Annotated in this window: 18 protein-coding genes; 1 reads left to right on the forward strand and 17 read right to left on the reverse strand. The window is 69.3% G+C overall.

The window, feature by feature from the left end; translation table 11 throughout:
- Window positions 1-27: 27 nt before the first annotated feature.
- The 13 genes from HEP75_RS19765 to HEP75_RS19825 all read right to left on the reverse strand — a co-directional run bounded on the left by HEP75_RS19765 (window position 28) and on the right by HEP75_RS19825 (window position 11,408).
- Window positions 28-768, reverse strand: coding sequence for a haloacid dehalogenase-like hydrolase (locus HEP75_RS19765; protein WP_185824638.1), 741 nt, complete (start codon window positions 766-768; stop codon window positions 28-30).
- Complete coding sequence (trpC, locus tag HEP75_RS19770; RefSeq protein WP_185814248.1) at window positions 765-1,562, reverse strand: indole-3-glycerol phosphate synthase TrpC; 798 nt, start codon at window positions 1,560-1,562, stop codon at window positions 765-767. The genes HEP75_RS19765 and trpC overlap by 4 nt, the downstream gene beginning before the upstream one ends.
- A gap of 231 nt (window positions 1,563-1,793) precedes the next feature.
- Window positions 1,794-2,699, reverse strand: coding sequence for a hypothetical protein (locus HEP75_RS19775; RefSeq protein WP_185824639.1), 906 nt, complete (start codon window positions 2,697-2,699; stop codon window positions 1,794-1,796).
- A 234-nt stretch (window positions 2,700-2,933) separates the two neighbouring features.
- Window positions 2,934-3,992 (reverse strand): anthranilate phosphoribosyltransferase, encoded by a 1,059-nt coding sequence (gene trpD / locus HEP75_RS19780; RefSeq protein ID WP_185824640.1) that lies wholly within the window; start codon window positions 3,990-3,992, stop codon window positions 2,934-2,936.
- A 16-nt stretch (window positions 3,993-4,008) separates the two neighbouring features.
- Complete coding sequence (locus HEP75_RS19785; protein ID WP_185826674.1) at window positions 4,009-4,368, reverse strand: hypothetical protein; 360 nt, start codon at window positions 4,366-4,368, stop codon at window positions 4,009-4,011.
- Window positions 4,369-4,370: 2 nt separating this feature from the next.
- Complete coding sequence (locus HEP75_RS19790; protein ID WP_185821288.1) at window positions 4,371-4,949, reverse strand: aminodeoxychorismate/anthranilate synthase component II; 579 nt, start codon at window positions 4,947-4,949, stop codon at window positions 4,371-4,373.
- Between the two features lie 10 nt (window positions 4,950-4,959).
- Entirely contained in the window at window positions 4,960-5,736 is a 777-nt protein-coding gene (locus HEP75_RS19795; protein ID WP_185826675.1) for an SIMPL domain-containing protein, read from the reverse strand.
- Window positions 5,737-5,756: 20 nt separating this feature from the next.
- Window positions 5,757-6,827 (reverse strand): aminotransferase class I/II-fold pyridoxal phosphate-dependent enzyme, encoded by a 1,071-nt coding sequence (locus HEP75_RS19800; protein WP_185824641.1) that lies wholly within the window; start codon window positions 6,825-6,827, stop codon window positions 5,757-5,759.
- A 2-nt stretch (window positions 6,828-6,829) separates the two neighbouring features.
- On the reverse strand, window positions 6,830-8,305 hold the full coding sequence (trpE, locus tag HEP75_RS19805) for an anthranilate synthase component I (RefSeq protein ID WP_185824642.1): 1,476 nt from the start codon (window positions 8,303-8,305) through the stop codon (window positions 6,830-6,832).
- A 342-nt stretch (window positions 8,306-8,647) separates the two neighbouring features.
- A complete protein-coding gene (yegS, locus tag HEP75_RS19810) occupies window positions 8,648-9,586 on the reverse strand; it encodes a lipid kinase YegS (RefSeq protein WP_185824643.1) in 939 nt (312 codons plus the stop codon).
- 326 nt (window positions 9,587-9,912) lie between these two features.
- The gene (locus tag HEP75_RS19815) at window positions 9,913-10,395 is read right to left on the reverse strand and encodes a GNAT family N-acetyltransferase (RefSeq protein ID WP_185824644.1); all 483 of its coding nucleotides are present in this window, start codon (window positions 10,393-10,395) and stop codon (window positions 9,913-9,915) included.
- Between the two features lies 1 nt (window position 10,396).
- A complete protein-coding gene (gene rpe, locus HEP75_RS19820) occupies window positions 10,397-11,065 on the reverse strand; it encodes a ribulose-phosphate 3-epimerase (RefSeq protein WP_185821293.1) in 669 nt (222 codons plus the stop codon).
- A 10-nt stretch (window positions 11,066-11,075) separates the two neighbouring features.
- Entirely contained in the window at window positions 11,076-11,408 is a 333-nt protein-coding gene (locus HEP75_RS19825) for a DnaJ domain-containing protein (RefSeq protein ID WP_145704749.1), read from the reverse strand.
- A gap of 143 nt (window positions 11,409-11,551) precedes the next feature.
- On the opposite strand from HEP75_RS19825, the gene HEP75_RS19830 reads away from it, so the two are divergent.
- Window positions 11,552-12,478, forward strand: coding sequence for a phosphoribosylaminoimidazolesuccinocarboxamide synthase (locus HEP75_RS19830; protein WP_185824645.1), 927 nt, complete (start codon window positions 11,552-11,554; stop codon window positions 12,476-12,478).
- Window positions 12,479-12,810: 332 nt separating this feature from the next.
- Here HEP75_RS19830 and HEP75_RS19835 read toward each other — a convergent pair whose 3' ends face one another.
- From HEP75_RS19835 to HEP75_RS19850, 4 genes are read right to left on the reverse strand one after another with little or no spacing between them, the layout of a single operon-like run.
- A complete protein-coding gene (locus HEP75_RS19835; RefSeq protein ID WP_185824646.1) occupies window positions 12,811-14,067 on the reverse strand; it encodes an MFS transporter in 1,257 nt (418 codons plus the stop codon).
- The gene (locus tag HEP75_RS19840; RefSeq protein ID WP_221899283.1) at window positions 14,064-14,372 is read right to left on the reverse strand and encodes a 4Fe-4S binding protein; all 309 of its coding nucleotides are present in this window, start codon (window positions 14,370-14,372) and stop codon (window positions 14,064-14,066) included. Before HEP75_RS19840 ends, HEP75_RS19835 begins: the two co-directional genes overlap by 4 nt.
- Window positions 14,369-14,677: a hypothetical protein gene (locus HEP75_RS19845; RefSeq protein WP_185824647.1), complete on the reverse strand. Its 309-nt coding sequence runs from the start codon at window positions 14,675-14,677 to the stop codon at window positions 14,369-14,371. Before HEP75_RS19845 ends, HEP75_RS19840 begins: the two co-directional genes overlap by 4 nt.
- Before the next feature lie 13 nt (window positions 14,678-14,690).
- Window positions 14,691-15,272, reverse strand: a complete 582-nt coding sequence (locus HEP75_RS19850) for a sigma-70 family RNA polymerase sigma factor (protein ID WP_185824648.1) — start codon at window positions 15,270-15,272, stop codon at window positions 14,691-14,693.
- Window positions 15,273-15,455 lie beyond the last annotated feature (183 nt).

Consider the following 15,455-nt stretch of genomic DNA (forward strand, 5'->3'; position numbering starts at 1 on the left):
CCGACGCGCTCGTGCTGGGGATAAGCCTTAGTTCCGCGGCGCGGCCAATCCGGTCGCCGCGTCGCCGGCGCGGTCGCGGCAACCCCAGTTCAGGATCGGCGTGCCGGAGGGCAGTTCGCGGCGGAAGCGGGCCACGGCCGAGGCTTTCGGATTGACCACCACCGGCACCGCGGCGGCGTGCAGCAGCGGCAGGTCGGCGGTGCTGTCGGAGTAGGCGGTGGCGATCTCGCCGTAGCCCAGCTCGCGCAGCATGCGCATCTTCTCTTCGTTGTGGCAGTGGCGGGTGGCGGTGACCGCACCCAGCCGCGGGCCGATCAGGCTGCCGACCACCGGCACGTCCTGGTGGGCGACGAAGCCGAGAATGGCGCGCGCCAGTTCCGGCGGCGCGCCGGTGGCGACCACCACCCGGTCGCCGGCGGCGCGGTGCCGGGCGAACACCTCCAGCGCGTGCGGCAGCAGGCGCTGGCGGATCCGCGCCTCGTGCTGCAGCACGTACTGGTCGATCACCCGGTTGAACTCGCGGGCGCGGTGCAGGCCGAAGCTGGCGATCCACACGTAGCCGGAAATGCCGGTGCGCCGGGTCGGCAGCATCGCCACCAGCGGCCCCAGCAGCGGCGTGGCCAGCAGCGCGGCGGCCAGGCGCACGGGATTGCGCCGGATCAACCAGGCGAACAAATGGCTGCCCGAGTCGCCGTCGTACAGCGTGTGGTCGAAATCGAACACCACCAGCGGCGCATCGGCGCGCGGCGCGGGATAGGCTCCGCTCATGGTTCGAAGAACAGCTGGCGCAGCGCCTCGCCGGGTTCCTCGGCGCGCATGAAGGCTTCGCCGACCAGGAACGCGTGCACGCCGGCCGCGCGCATCGTCGCCACGTCGGCCGGGCCGAGGATGCCGCTCTCGGTGACCAGCAGGCGATCGCGCGGCACCGCGTCCTGCATCGTCAGCGTGGTCTGCAGCGACACCTCGAAGGTGCGCAGGTTGCGGTTGTTGATGCCGATCAGCGGCACCGGCACCTGGATCGCGCGTTCCAGCTCGTCGATGTCGTGCACTTCGACCAGCACGTCCATGCCCAGCTGCAGCGCCAGCGCCGACAGTTCGGCCAGCTGCAGATCGTCCAGCGCAGAGACGATCAGCAGGATGCAGTCGGCGCCGAGCACGCGCGCCTCGTACACCTGGTACGGGTCGATGATGAAGTCCTTGCGCAGCACCGGCAGCGTGCACGCCTCGCGCGCCTGCTGCAGGTAGCGGTCGTGACCCTGGAAGAAGTCCTCGTCGGTCAGCACCGACAGGCAGGCGGCGCCGCCGAATTCGTAGCTGACCGCGATGTCGGCCGGATGGAAGTCGGCGCGGATCACGCCCTTGGACGGGCTGGCCTTCTTGACCTCGGCGATCACCGCCGGATCGCCGGCGGCGATCGCGGCCTGCAGCGCACGCGCGAAACCGCGCACCGGTGGCGCCGTCTCGGCGCGCGCCATCAGCTCGGACAGCGGCACGCGCGCGCTGCGCGCGGCGATCTCTTCGGCCTTGCGGGCGAGAATGGTGCGGAGGATGTCGCTGCTCATAGGGCTTGGATCCTGGGGGACGGGCATTATCGGTCAAGACGGTGAAGGCCGGGGTCATGCGGCCGGACTGGGGATTCGGGATACGGTCAGCCGCATGGACGTCGGTTTTTTGGGGCCGGCAGGCGCGAGCGGACGATTGCCGCGCGTATCTATGTGCCTCTCCCGCGCCGGTTCGGTTGTGGCGCCGCCTGCTGCCGCGGCACCGCGGCGACAGCCGCGCGACCTGTGGCGTCAGTCCCTGGCCTCGCGCGCGTCGAACGCCTCCCGGTCGGACAATTCGAAATACAGCACCTCGGACCAGTTGCTGAGCCCCAGCGGCCGCTCGGTGGCGCCGGTGCGCGTGCTGTCGCAGTCGTCGTCGAAGCGCAGGCCATGGAACACATCGAGCGGCGGCGCGCCTTCTTCGACCGCCAGGCGGCGCAGCAGGCGCGCCGCCTCGTCGGTGTCGGCCGGCAAGGCCTCGAAGGCGGCGCCGACGGCGCGACAGCGTTCGATCTCCTCCTCGACGCATGCGCGCAGGTCCGCTTCTCCCATCGCCGACATCATGTCCAGTTCGACGGTCTCCAGCAGCAGGAACGCATCGCGGTTCTCCTCCAGGAAAGCGATCGTTTCGTCCAGCCAGCCCGGCAAGTGCTCGACCGTCGCCGGCACCTGCACTGGCGCCTCGACCGGTGCCGGCGCCGGTGCAGAGAGCATCCGCGTGAGACGCCCCAGCAAGGACGCCGGTGGTGGCTCGGCGACCGGCGCCGGAGCGGGCTGCGCGGCAGGCGCAGCCATCGCGATCGCCTTCACGATCCCGGCGAAGCGCCGGACCCGCTCCAGGCCCGGCGCGAACGGACTGCTGATCGCATGCAGGCGCGGGGGCTGGTCTTCGTCTTCGTTTTCTTCTTCGTCCTCGTCGGCTTCCTGAGCGCTAGCCTCAAGCGCATCTTCGCCTTCGTTCTCGTCGTCGCCCTCGTCGTCATCCAGGCCTTCCGCCACGAGCGAGGCGCACAGCTGGGGATCGGCCGACATCAGCAGCCGGTACACGAACGGCACGTCGTACGCCCACTCCGAGAGGCTGGAAATGGTCTCGGGCCGGTCGTAGTACGACGTCGGCCGGTTGCCGAGGCTGTAGAGATAGGATCGGTTGGCCATGCAAATCCTCGTGTCGTGGTGCGCCGCCGATGCGCAGCGGAAGGCAGCTTAGCGCGCCGGCCAACGCAGCGGCCCTGCGCAATCGCCCTGCCCTCGCATCGCTACCGGCACATTCGCGCATCCGCGTGACGCGCGAACGACATGGCGATGCGCGCCAAGCCTGCATTGCCGACGGCATGGATGGACGCGGCGACGATGCGGGATCGCCGACTGCTTTTTCCCGATCCGACGCGTTCAACCGGCAGCGGGCGCCACGTCCTGCAGCTCCACCAGGCGCCGCGTATACGCCACATACGCATCCAGCTTGGCGCGGGCGCGGCCGTCGGCGATCGCCGCGCGCGCCAACCCGATGCCGGCGCCGATATCGGCCGCCACGCCGGCCACATACAGCGCCGCGCCGGCGTTGAAGGCGACGATGTCCAGCGCCGGACCGGGCACGTTGTCGAGCACGCTCAGCAGCATCGCCATCGATTCGGCGGCATCGGCGACCTTAAGGTTGCGGCTGGCCGACATTGCGATGCCGAAATCCTCCGGATGCACTTCGTACTCGCGCACTTCGCCATCGCGCAGTTCGCCGACCAGGGTGCCGGCGCCGAGCGAGAGTTCGTCCATGCCGTCACGGCCCCACACCACCAGTGCGCGCTCGGCGCCCAGCTCGTGCAGCACGCGCGCCTGGATGCCGACCAGGTCGGGATGGAACACGCCCATCAGGATGTTCGGCGAACCGGCCGGATTGGTCAGCGGTCCGAGGATGTTGAAGATGGTGCGCACGCCCATCTCGCGCCGCACCGGCGCCACCACCTTCATCGCCGGGTGGTGCACCGGCGCGTACATGAAGCCGATGCCGGTGGCGTCCAAAGCCTGCGCCACCTGCTCGGGTTGCAACTCGATCGCCGCGCCCAGCGCTTCCAGCGCGTCGGCGCTGCCGGACTTGGACGAAACGCTGCGGTTGCCGTGCTTGGCCACCTTGGCCCCGGCCGCGGCGGCCACGAACATCGCGCAGGTGGAGATGTTGAAGGTATGCGAGCCGTCGCCGCCGGTGCCGACGATATCGACCATGTGGGTGCGGTCGGCGACCTCGACGGTGCGCGAGAACTCGCGCATCACCGCGGCCGCACCGGCGATCTCGCCGATCGTCTCCTTTTTCACCCGCAGCCCGGTGAGGATCGCCGCGGTCATCATCGGCGACACTTCGCCGCGCATGATCTGCCGCATCAGCCCGACCATCTCGTCGTGGAAGATCTCGCGGTGCTCGATGGTGCGTTGCAGGGCTTGCTGCGGGGTCAGCGTCATTGCGGTTCCTGGACGTTCAAAGACTGGCGTGCTCGAGGATTTCCTGGCCCATCAGCACGCAGTCGCCGTCGCGCATCGGGTAGTAGAGCAGGCGCATGCGGTACTCGCCCTTGTAGATGGAACCCCACACCTGCAGCACCTCGAAGCGCTGCTTGGGGTTGGCCGGATTGACGATGGACGGCAATCGCTCGACTTCCTCGCCGACCTCGGCGCGCTCGTCGTTGCCGGAATGGAAGGCGAGCAGCTTGGCGGCCTGCTTCAGCGCCTCCGCAGCGCAGTGCGGCGCGGTCGGCTTGGCGGCGGCAGGCGCCGCGAAACACGGAGCGCAGGTCAGCAATGCGATCGCCGCAAGCACCGGACGTAAAGGCAGACGCATATTCATCGCTCCAAAAAGTTCTTGAGCAGGGCGTGGCCGTGCTCGGTGAGGATGGACTCGGGATGGAACTGCACGCCCTCGACCGGGAACTGGCGGTGGCGCAGGCCCATGATCTCTTCCATGGTGCCGTCTTCGTTCTCGGTCCAGGCGGTCACTTCCAGGCAGTCCGGCAGCGTGCTCTTCTCCACCACCAGCGAGTGGTAGCGGGTGGCCTCGTAGCGGTCCGGCAGGCCGGCGAACACGCCGCGGCCTTCGTGGCGGATGCGCGAGGTCTTGCCGTGCATGATGGTGCCTGCGCGGACCACGTCGCCGCCGTAGGCCTGGCCGATGCTCTGGTGGCCCAGGCACACGCCCAGGATCGGCGTGCGCTGGCCGAGCCGCTCGATCAGCTGCAGCGAGACGCCGGCCTCGTTCGGCGTGCACGGGCCGGGCGAGATCACGATGCGCTCCGGCGCCAGCCGCTCGATCTCGTCCACGCTGAGCGCGTCGTTGCGCACCACCTTGACCTCGGCGCCGAGCGCCTGCAGGTACTGCACGAGGTTGTAGGTGAAGCTGTCGTAGTTGTCGAGCATCAGCAGCATGGCGAAGGACTCATTGCGCGATCAGGAAGACCGCATAGACGTTTTCGGAAAGGGTGAGGCTGCCGGCTTCGAGGTATTCGGCCACATGATCAGCGGCACGTGGTTCTGCAACTTGGAACAAAGGCCCGACAGGCGCACTCGCCAACTGCAAGGCGACCGGCTCCGTCGGCCATCGGCCGGCCTGGATGCCGTAGGCGAAATCCGGCGCAACCTCAGAGATTGTGTACAGGCCGCCAAGGCGTACGCCGTAGGCCTTGGCCAGTGCCTGCGCCGACGCGCGGGTCTGCTCGGCCGCCTGGCGCTTGAGCTCAGCGCGCAACGCAGTCTCGCCGCTGTAGTGCGGGGTGACGCCCGACACCTGCAGTTCCTCGCTGGTGCTGAGTTTGCCGAGCAAGCCGCGGAGGTCGTCCAACGTACTGAAGTCGGCGGACAAGGTGCGCTGCACGCGCGTGCCGATGAAGACTTGCTTGTTGTCTTCGTAGCGCTGCTCTGGCTGGATCGACAGCGTCGTCGCCTGCACGCTATCGGCCAGCGCGTGCTGCTGCTTGAAGGCGGCCAGCACGCTCGCCGCATTGGCCTGCACGCGCTTGCGCGCTGCACTCGGATCGGCATCCACCGCGCTCAGGGTGATCTTGACCCCGAAGCGATCCGGCACCACTTCGCGCTGCGCCTCGCCCTTGACCAGCAGGTGCGGCTGGGACGGCAGGCTGTTGACCTGCGCGCTGGCGAATGCCGGCACTGCCAGCAATACGGCGATGACCCAGCGACCTAGCGTTTTCGTCTTCATCTTCCTCTCCTTGGCGAATGTCAGCCGGCCGCGCGTTGCGCGCCGGGGTACGAAAGCGCGGCGAAATCGCGACACAGCGCGTCGACCGCATCGGTCTGCGTGGCCCACGAGGTCACGAAACGGATCACCCAGCGGCCGTCGGCCAGCACTTGCCAGCGCTCGAAATCGTAGCGCTGCGCCAAGGCCTCGACGACGTCGGCCGGCAGCGTCACGAACAGCTGGTTGGTCGGCGAGTCCGACGCGAACTGCGCGCCGGCCGCGGCCAGACCCTCGCGCAGGCGCGCGGCCATGCGGTTGGCGTGCGCGGCCAGTTCGTAGAACAGGCCATCCTCGAACAGCGTGGCGAATTGCGCGCCCAGTACCATGCCCTTGGCCAGCAGCGCGCCGCGCTGCTTGAGCAAGTAGCGAAAATCCGCTTGCAACGCCGGGTTGACGATCACCAGCGCCTCGCCGAGCAGCGCGCCGTTCTTGGTGCCGCCGATGTAGAACGCGTCGGTCAGCGCGGCGATGTCGGCCAGGCGCAGGTCGTTGCCCTCGGCGGTCAACGCGCTGCCGATGCGCGCGCCATCAAGGAACAGCCACAGCCCGTGCGCATCGCAAAATTCGCGCAAGGCCTGCAGCTCGCGCTTGCGGTAAATCGTGCCGAGCTCGGTGGTGTTGGACACGTACACCAACCGCGGCTGCACCATGTGCTCGTTGCCGTGCTCGGCCAGCAGCGGCGCGATCAGCGCCGGGCTCAGCCGGCCATCGGCCGCCTCCACCGTCAGGACCTTGTGCCCGGTGGCCTCGATCGCGCCGGTCTCGTGCGTGGCGATGTGCCCGCTGGCGGCGGCGATCACCGCCTGATGCGGACGCAGAAAGGCGCCGATCGCGACCAGGTTGGTCTGCGTACCGCCGACCAGCAGGTGCACGTCGGCGTGCGCGCAGGCGATCTCGCGGCGGATCAGTTGCGCGGCGCGTTCGCTGTGCCGGTCCAGGCCGTAGCCGCCGTTCTGCTCGGCGCTGGCCGCGGCCAATGCGGCGAGCAGGCGCGGATGCGCGCCTTCGCTGTAGTCGTTGCGGAAGCCGATCCGCGCGGCCGGTGCGGACACGCTCACAGCCCCTTCGCCGCCTCGGCCACCGCGCGGAACAGCGCACGGCCCTTGTTCATCGTCTCGTCCCACTCCTTCTGCGGATCGGAGTCGTAGACGATGCCGGCGCCGGCCTGCACGTGCAGGCGGCCGTGCTTGATCACCGCGGTGCGGATCGCGATCGCGGTATCGGCGTCGCCGTGCCAGCCGAGGTAGCCGATGCTGCCGGCATAGACGTTGCGCTTGATCGGCTCCAGCTCGCGGATCACTTCCAGCGCGCGGATCTTCGGCGCGCCGCTGACGGTGCCGGCCGGGAACGTGGCGCGCAGCACGTCTGCGTAGCTGAGCCCGGGCAGCAGCGTGCCGGTGACTTCACTGACGATGTGCATGACGTGGCTGTAGCGCTCGATCACGAAGCGCTCGCCGACCGCGACGGTGCCAGCCTGCGACACGCGGCCGGCGTCGTTGCGGCCCAGGTCGATCAGCATCAGGTGCTCGGCGCGCTCCTTCGGATCGGCCAGCAGTTCCGCTTCCAGCGCCAGATCCTCTTCCACGGTCTTGCCGCGCGGGCGGGTGCCGGCGATCGGGCGCACGGTGACCTGGCCCGCTTCCAGCCGCACCAGGATCTCCGGCGAGGAGCCGACCACCTGGGTGTCGCCGACGTCGAGGAAATACATGTACGGCGACGGGTTCAGCGCGCGCAGCGCGCGGTACACGTCCACCGGTCGCGCGCTGAACGGCACGCTCAGGCGCTGGCTCAGCACCACCTGGAAGATGTCGCCGGCGCGGATGTATTCCTTGGATTTCTCCACCGCGGCGATGAAGCCGTCGCGGGTGAAACCGGACACGAAGTCGCTTTCGTCGAGCACGTCGCGCGCCAGCGGCACCGGGTAGCCGGCGCCGGGCTGGCGCAGCGTGGCGGTCAGCGCGTCCAGCCGCGCCTGCGCCCGTTCCCAGGCGTCGGCGTCGCGCGGATCGGCGTGCACGATCAGGTACAGGCGGCCCTTGAGGTTGTCGAAGACCGCGACCTCTTCGGACAGCATCAGCAGGATGTCGGGCGTGTCGAGCTCGTTGCGCTTGTCGCCGCTGGCCAGGCGCGGCTCGATGTAGCCGATGCATTCGAAACCGAACCAGCCGACCAGGCCGCCGGTGAAGCCGGGCACGCCGTCGAGCTTGGGCACCGAATGCGCCGAGCGCAGCGCCTCGACTTCGGCGAACGGATCGGCGACCTCGCGGCGTTCGATCAGCTCGCCGTGATCGCGCACTTCCAGCGTATGCCCGCTGAAGGTGTACACGCGCCGCACCGGCAGGCCGATGATCGAGTAGCGGCCGAAGCGTTCGCCGCCCTCGACCGATTCGAACAGGTAGGTATGCGGGGCGTCGGCGAGCTTGAGATAGACCGACAGCGGCGTGTCCAGATCGGACAGCACTTCGCGGACGACGGGGATGCGGGTGTGGCCTTCAGCGGCGTAGCGCTGGAACAGCTCGCGGGTGATCAAGACGACTTTCCTTCCGGGACTCGGTGGCGGGGCGGACGACGGCTACAGGCCACCATCGCCACGCACGGCGAGCGGAAGTGAAGGAACGCTGGGTCGTCAGGCTGGACACGGCGGCTACTTTACCGCAACTGCGGCGACTGGCAACGGTTGCAGAAGGGACCATCGGCGCTGCGCCGCATGGGCTGTTGCGCAGCCTGGAAAGCGCCAGGCCTGCCTGGGCTGGATGCAGTCGGGACTGAAGTCCCTCCCACAGTGCACCCAGCCGGCGCGCCGCAAGTCCCATTGTTGGGAGCGACTTCAGTCGCGACGCGGTACTCCCTCCGGCAAGCGATAGCCGCGCCGCTACCCCGCCCGACCGCGCAGCAACGCCGAATCGGCCGGCAGGTGCATGCGCAGGCGGCCGGCGACGCAATCGATGCGGAAGTGCCGCGAGGTCTCCGGTTCGCCGTCCAGGTTCAAGGTCAGCGGCATGGCCGCGTCGATGCGTACCCACGGCAGTTGTGCGCGCACCGCGACCCGCTCCAGCGCGGCCTGCTTGCCGGAGGTGACCAGCGTGCCCAGGGTGGCGGCGACTTCGCCGCTCATCTCCGGGACGATGGTCAGGTCGAGCAGGCCGTCGTCGAGCAAGGCGTCCGGGCACAGCGCCTGGCCGCCGCCGGCCTGGCGCCCATTGCCCAGGCCCAGCGCGATGAATTCGCCTTCCCAGGCGAAATCCGGCCCTTCGAACCGCGCCTGGATCGGATCGATCTGGCCCAGCTTGCCCATCCCGGTGATCAGGTAGGCCAGGCCGCCGAGCATCTTCTTCAGGCCCTCGTCGGTTTCCACCGTGACCTGGGTACCGAAGCCGCCGCTGGCGACGTTGGCGCACCAGTGCGGCCCGTGCTCGGCCTCGATGCGCAGCAGGTCGATGGCCACGGCCGGCGCCTGCGCGACCAGCTCCAGCGCCGCCAGCGGCGTGTCGGGAATGCCGGCGGCGGTGGCGAAATCGTTGGCCGTGCCCAACGGCACCAGGCCCAGCGCCGGCAGCGCCGCGGCATCGGCGTCGTGGTGCGCAAGCGCGCTGGCCACCTCGCTCAGGGTGCCGTCGCCGCCGGCGGCGACGATGCAGTCGGCGCCGTCGGCCACCGCTTCGGCCACGTAGCGTTCGGCGTCGCCCTCCTCCCAGGTCACTCGCACCTGCAACTGGATACCGCGCTCGCGCAGCACGGACACGGCCTCGCGCAGCGGCTCGTCGCCCGCCGACTTGCCATTGAGGATCAGACGCCAGTGCGGTGCTGCCATGCGGACCTTCCCGAGATCAGGCCTGCAGCCTAGCCGGCGGCGGATGCGGACATCGTGAATGCGCAACGTGCCAGCTGCGCGGGCCATGGGCGCCGGATCAGGCACGCGCCACGCCCGGCCATCTGCACTGGCCGACCGGCCGTGATTGGTTGCCTACGCAGCGCCCGGCAAGCAGCGCAATGTCGACCACGCTGTCATACCTGCGTCACCGATCGCCCGGAACATGGAAGGCCATAGCAAGGACGACGGATGGAGGCAGGATCAGCCTCCGATTTCTCCCAGGGGCCGCACTGGCGACAGTGCGGTTCTTTCTTTTGCGCCGCCGCTCAGCCGGCCGCGAACCTGGCCAGCGCCTCGCCCTGCAGGCGGTATACGGTCCACTCGTCCTGCGCCTGCGCGCCGGCGGCCTGGTAGAACTCGATCGCCGGCTGGTTCCAGTCCAGCACCGACCATTCGAAACGGCCGCAGCCCTCGGCCAGCGCCTGCCGGGCCAGATGCCGCAGCAAGGCCTTGCCGGCGCCGCTGCCGCGGTGTTCCGGGGCCACATACAGGTCTTCCAGGTACAAGCCGTTGCGGCCGAGCCAGGTCGAGTAGTTGTAGAAGTACACCGCATAGCCGATCGGCTGCGCGTCGGCCTCGCAGATCAGCGCATGCGCGGTGGCGCCGGGGCCGAACAGGCTGGCGCGCAGGCCGGCCTCGTCGGTCTGCACCGCGTCCTCGGCGCGCTCGTAGCGGGCCAGGTCGCGGATCAGGCGCAGGATCAGCGCGGCATCGTCGGCGGTGGCCGGGCGGATCTGCAGCGCGGCCATCTCAGCGCGCCGCCACCGCAGCCCGCATCTGCGCGATCACCGCGGCATAGTCGGGCGCGTTGAAGATGGCCGAGCCGGCGACGAAGGTGTCGGCACCGGCGGCGGCGATCGCGGCGATGTTGTCGGGCTTGACCCCGCCGTCGATCTCCAGCCGGATCGGCTTGCCGCTGGCGTCGATCCTGGCGCGGATCGCGCGCAGCTTGTCCAGCGCCGACGGGATGAAGGCCTGCCCGCCGAAGCCCGGATTGACCGACATCACCAGCACCAGGTCCAGGTCGTCGAGCACCCAGTCGAGGATGTCCACCGGCGTGGCCGGGTTGAGCACCAGCCCGGCCTTGCAGCCGTGCGACTTGATCAGCTGGATCGTGCGGTGCACGTGGCGGCTGGCCTCGGGGTGGAAGCTGATGAGGCTGGCGCCGGCCTCGGCGAAATCCGGGATCAGCCGGTCCACCGGCTCGACCATCAGGTGCACGTCGATCGGCGCGGTGACGCCGTGCTTGCGCAGCGCCTGGCACACCATCGGGCCGATGGTCAGGTTCGGCACGTAATGGTTGTCCATCACGTCGAAATGGATCCAGTCGGCGCCGGCCTTGAGGACGTTGTCCACTTCCTCGCCGAGGCGGGCGAAATCGGCGGAAAGGATGGACGGGGAGATGATGCAATCGGACATGGCGAAGGTCTCAGCGCTTGCGCAGGGTGCGGATACGGTCGTAGGCGGTGTTGAGCTGGCTGGCCTTCTTCTCGGCCCGCGCACGCAGCTCCGGGCTGGCGCCGGCGACCTTGTCGGGGTGGTACTGGGAGATCAGCCGGCGGTAGGCCAGTTCGATCTCGGCGTCGGTGGCGTCGCGGCGCACGCCCAGTTCGCGGTAGGGGTCGTCGCGCTGGCCGAGCTTGAACCAGTCAGCATCGAAGGCGTGCCCGACCAGCAGCCCCAGCACCGCGCCGAACACCGGATTGGGCCGGAACAGCAGCGCCCCGGCGATGGCGCCGAGCAGTTTTCCGTACCAGTGCATGGGCGAGGGCGGGCTCGGCGGACAAGGCCTCGCATTTTACGGCACAGCGGGGCTTTCCGGCCGTACACTACGCGGCCCGCTGTCGAGCCGCGGGCCCGCCGGGTCCCGGGACAGCCGCCATTGCGAAGTCCGTAGGAGTGCCTGTGTCCACCACGCTGTTGCAATCCGATCTGCCCGGCCTGCCGTTGCGTCACCGGGGCAAGGTCCGCGACGTATTCGATATTCCCCGCGACCGCCTGCCTGCCGACGCCCCGCCCGGGGACTACCTGCTGATGGTCGCCACCGACCGCCTGTCCGCGTTCGACGTGGTGCTGCCCGACCCGATTCCCGGCAAGGGCGAGATGCTGTGCCAGGTTTCCAACTTCTGGTTCAAGAAGACCGAGCACCTGATGCCCAACCACCTGACCGGCATCGACGTGGCCGCGGTGTTGCCCGCCGGCGTGGACGCGGCGCTGTACGCCCGGCGCGCGGTGGTGACCAAGAAGCTCAAGCCGGTGCCGGTGGAAGCGATCGCCCGCGGCTACCTGATCGGCAGCGGCTGGAAGGACTACCAGCGCACCGGCAAGGTCAGCGGCATCGAGCTGCCCGACGGCCTGCGCCAGGCCGAGAAACTGGCCGAGCCGATCTTCACCCCTTCGACCAAGGCCGCGGTCGGCGACCACGACGAGAACATCGACTTCGACGCGATGGTCAAGACCGTCGGCGCCGAACTGGCCGAGCGCGTGCGCGACGCCACCCTGCGCATCTACCGCTTCGCCGCCGACTTCGCCGCCGAATGCGGCATCCTGCTGGCCGACACCAAGTTCGAATTCGGCACCGACGCCGACGGTCGCCTGTACATCATGGACGAGATACTGACCCCGGATTCCTCGCGCTACTGGCCGGCCGACGAGTACCAAGTGGGCACCAGCCCGCCGAGCTACGACAAGCAGTTCGTGCGCGACTACCTGGAGACGCTGGACTGGGGCAAGACCGCGCCCGGCCCCAGCCTGCCGCAGGACGTGATCGACCGCACCCGCGCCAAATACGCCGAAGCGCTGCAGCGGCTGGCGGGGATTTCGATCGACTGACGATCCAGCGGACGCGCAGGAACGGTGGGGCCTGGCGTTTCCTGCAGGCCCTCCCGGACGTGCACCCGTACGCGCACTACCGGGCGCAGCCTGCAGCCCGCTCTGGTGCATGCAACCTGCACGCTCGCCGTGCAGGCGCGGTCCATCCCGCAGAGGCCGCCATGACGCCGTGCGCTCTGCTTCATTCTCGCGTACTGCACGGCCTGGCGGCCGCCGGCGCATGCTGATGCCGGGCGCATGCGCCGCAGACGATCACGCTGCGCCGGCGCGCCACGTGCAGCGATACACCGGCCAGCGCCCAGAGCGCACGGCACCCTGACTGCCGCGGCGCCTCAGCCTGCGGCGGCTCGCGGCAAGCTCGACTCGCGCTGCATGTCGCGCTGCAGCCCGCGGAGCAGGAACCAGGCGACCAGGGACACCGCCACCACTACATAGCCGACGACCTCGAAGTGCTGCAGCCTGCCGTCGGCGCCGATGCTGACGATGTGCCCGGCGATCAGCGATGCCAGGCCGCCGGACAGTTGCTGCACGGAGGCGCCGATGGCGTTGAAGGCGCCGCGCTGCGCCACCGACGGCACCGAGGCGGCCAGCGCCTGGAACGGGATCATGCGCGAGAAGATCGCTGCGAACAGCAGCACGTTGACCACGATCAGCAGCGGCAGCGACGCCCGCACCAGGTGGGTGTAGACCAGCACCATGACGATCGAGGCGAGCGTGCCGAAGGTGAACACGCGCAGGATGCCGAAGCTGTCGGTCGCGCGGCCGATCATCGGGCCGAACACGATCGCGCACAGTCCGGTGATCAGGTAGATGGTGGGCAGGCTGTGCAGGTCGATGCCGAGGTTGCCGACGATGAAGGCGCTGCCGAACGGCATCAGCATGAAGCCGCCGATGCTCAACAGCGCGGTCGCCGCGAACGCGGGCAGGTGCCGCGGCACGGCGAAGGTGTGCAGCAGGTGCCGCCATGCGCCGTGTTCGCGCGGCGCATGCAGGTGCTCGGTGACCGGCTGCAGCCGCCAGGCCACGACCAGGCCGGCGAGCAGGCCGAGCCCGGCCATCGCCAGGAACGGCGCATGCCAGTCCCAGCGGTTGGACAGGGACAGGCCGATGGGGATGCCCAGCACCTGGCTGGCCGCGAAGGCGGTCTGGATCAAGCCCATCACCCGCCCGCGCTGCTGCGCGGGGAACAGGTCGGCGGCGATGGCCAGCACCACCGAGCCGATCACGCCGCCGAACAGGCCGGTGACGATGCGCGCCAGCAGCAGGCTGTGGAAGCTCTGCGCCAGGCCGCACCACGCGGTGCCGACGATGAAGCCGGCGTAGAAGAACAGCAGGATCCTCTTGCGGTCGAAGCGGTCGGCGAAGCCGGCGGTCAGCAGTCCGGAAATGGCGGCGCTGAACGCATACGCGGAGACCACCAGCCCGAACTGGGCCGGGCCGATGCGCAGCGCCGGCATGATCGTCGCGCCCAGCGGCGACATCAGCATGAAGTCGAGTATGACGGCGAACTGCAGGAACGCCAGCATGCCCGCCACCGCCTTCTGGTAGCCGCTGAAGCCCGGCGGGGACGCCGCGGCCGCCGCGCTCATGCCGGCACCCCGCGGCGCAGCGTGATCGCCTGCTCCGGGCAGGCGGCCACGCACAGGCCACAGCCACGGCAGGCGTCGGCGTTCGGCGCATAGGCCACGCGCATGCCGTGCACGCGCAGCTTGAACCGGTGCAACAGGCCCAGGCGGCGATAGTCGGGCGCGTCGATGCGGCGCAGTTCGAACACCTGCTCCGGGCACACCGCGACGCACTCGCCCTTGCCCTCGCAGCGCGCCAAGTCGACGCTCGGCCGCACCGCACCCGGCGCCTGCCGGCACACCGTCATCGCATCGTGCAGTGGCTTCACTGGCGTTCGCCCCGGTGCCGGCGGCGGTGCATGGCGTGCTTGAACTGCTCGCGCTCTTCCGGCGTCATCGCCTGCCATTTCTCCCAATGGCGGTGCCTGTGCCAGCCACCGTGCCCGCGGAATCCGCCGAACAGAATGCGGCTGAGCACCAATAATCCCAGCGCATGCGGATAGTCGATCGGGTTCGCGCCACTCACTGCCAATGGCACGACCGCATTCCACAGCAGCATGACCACCGCGCCGAGGACGGCCAGCGCCGCCAGCACGAACACCGCCTTGCCCAGATATCTCGCTTTGAATGCCATCTTGTTCACTCCTTCAGAATTCGAGTTCGTCGTAAGCCGTTTGCAGGCGCGCGCGCAGGTACAGCACGGCGTAGCGCTTGCGCGCCAACAAGGTGTTGATCGCGACGCCGCTGTCGGCGGCCATCTGCTTGAAACTGCGGCCCTCGAATTCGTGGGCCACGAATACCTCGCTCTGGTTTTCCGGCAATTCGTCCAGCGCCTGCTGCAAGGCCAGCAGCAAGCGCGTGCGCGCATAGGCGGCGTCCGGCCCGCCGCCAGGCGCCGGCAGCGCCAGATCCAGGCGCAGCGTGTCGTCGTCGTCGGCAACGTCGGCGCCCTCGTCGAGATGTCTGTCCGGCGGCTGCGCCTGGCGCTTGCGGAAGCGGTCGATGATGCGGTTGCGCGCGACCTGGAACAGCCAGGCGCTGGCCTGCTCGATCGGCGCGGGAAGCCGGTAGGCCTGCACGAACTCGGAGAGCACGTCCTGCAGGATGTCCTCGGCCTCGGCGCGGTCGAGCACGCGGCGGCGGATGAAGTTGCCGAGCCTGGAGCGCTCGTGCAGGACCGTCGCGGCGATGGCGCGGTCGGTCTCGGGCGCTGGATTCGATGGGCTCATGCTGTTGCAGACGTGACAGCGCGGTCGATATTGTGCCGACGACGGGCTTTTTTTGCGCTGTGCCGACTCGACCGCCGCACGATGGCACGACGGAGGCCAACAGACACGGCCCAGGCAAGCGCCTGCTCCGGCGCGGCCGCTGTCTCCGCATCGCCACGCCGATGGCGCTATCCTGGCCCGACT

The sequence above is a fragment of the Xanthomonas sp. SI genome (assembly GCF_014236855.1).
In the GTDB taxonomy this organism is placed as follows: Bacteria; Pseudomonadota; Gammaproteobacteria; order Xanthomonadales; family Xanthomonadaceae; genus Xanthomonas_A.

Excerpts from the sequence above, each read along its gene's own strand:
- HEP75_RS19765 (WP_185824638.1), bottom strand. The coding sequence starts at position 768 with ATGAGCGGAGCCTATCCCGCGCCGCGCGCCGATGCGCCGCTGGTGGTG.
- trpC (WP_185814248.1), bottom strand. The coding sequence starts at position 1,562 with ATGAGCAGCGACATCCTCCGCACCATTCTCGCCCGCAAGGCCGAAGAG.
- HEP75_RS19775 (WP_185824639.1), bottom strand. The coding sequence starts at position 2,699 with ATGGCCAACCGATCCTATCTCTACAGCCTCGGCAACCGGCCGACGTCG.
- trpD (WP_185824640.1), bottom strand. The coding sequence starts at position 3,992 with ATGACGCTGACCCCGCAGCAAGCCCTGCAACGCACCATCGAGCACCGC.
- HEP75_RS19785 (WP_185826674.1), bottom strand. The coding sequence starts at position 4,368 with ATGCGTCTGCCTTTACGTCCGGTGCTTGCGGCGATCGCATTGCTGACC.
- HEP75_RS19790 (WP_185821288.1), bottom strand. The coding sequence starts at position 4,949 with ATGCTGCTGATGCTCGACAACTACGACAGCTTCACCTACAACCTCGTG.
- HEP75_RS19795 (WP_185826675.1), bottom strand. The coding sequence starts at position 5,736 with ATGAAGACGAAAACGCTAGGTCGCTGGGTCATCGCCGTATTGCTGGCA.
- yegS (WP_185824643.1), bottom strand. The coding sequence starts at position 9,586 with ATGGCAGCACCGCACTGGCGTCTGATCCTCAATGGCAAGTCGGCGGGC.
- HEP75_RS19815 (WP_185824644.1), bottom strand. The coding sequence starts at position 10,395 with ATGGCCGCGCTGCAGATCCGCCCGGCCACCGCCGACGATGCCGCGCTG.
- rpe (WP_185821293.1), bottom strand. The coding sequence starts at position 11,065 with ATGTCCGATTGCATCATCTCCCCGTCCATCCTTTCCGCCGATTTCGCC.
- HEP75_RS19825 (WP_145704749.1), bottom strand. The coding sequence starts at position 11,408 with ATGCACTGGTACGGAAAACTGCTCGGCGCCATCGCCGGGGCGCTGCTG.
- HEP75_RS19835 (WP_185824646.1), bottom strand. The coding sequence starts at position 14,067 with ATGAGCGCGGCGGCCGCGGCGTCCCCGCCGGGCTTCAGCGGCTACCAG.
- HEP75_RS19845 (WP_185824647.1), bottom strand. The coding sequence starts at position 14,677 with ATGGCATTCAAAGCGAGATATCTGGGCAAGGCGGTGTTCGTGCTGGCG.
- HEP75_RS19850 (WP_185824648.1), bottom strand. The coding sequence starts at position 15,272 with ATGAGCCCATCGAATCCAGCGCCCGAGACCGACCGCGCCATCGCCGCG.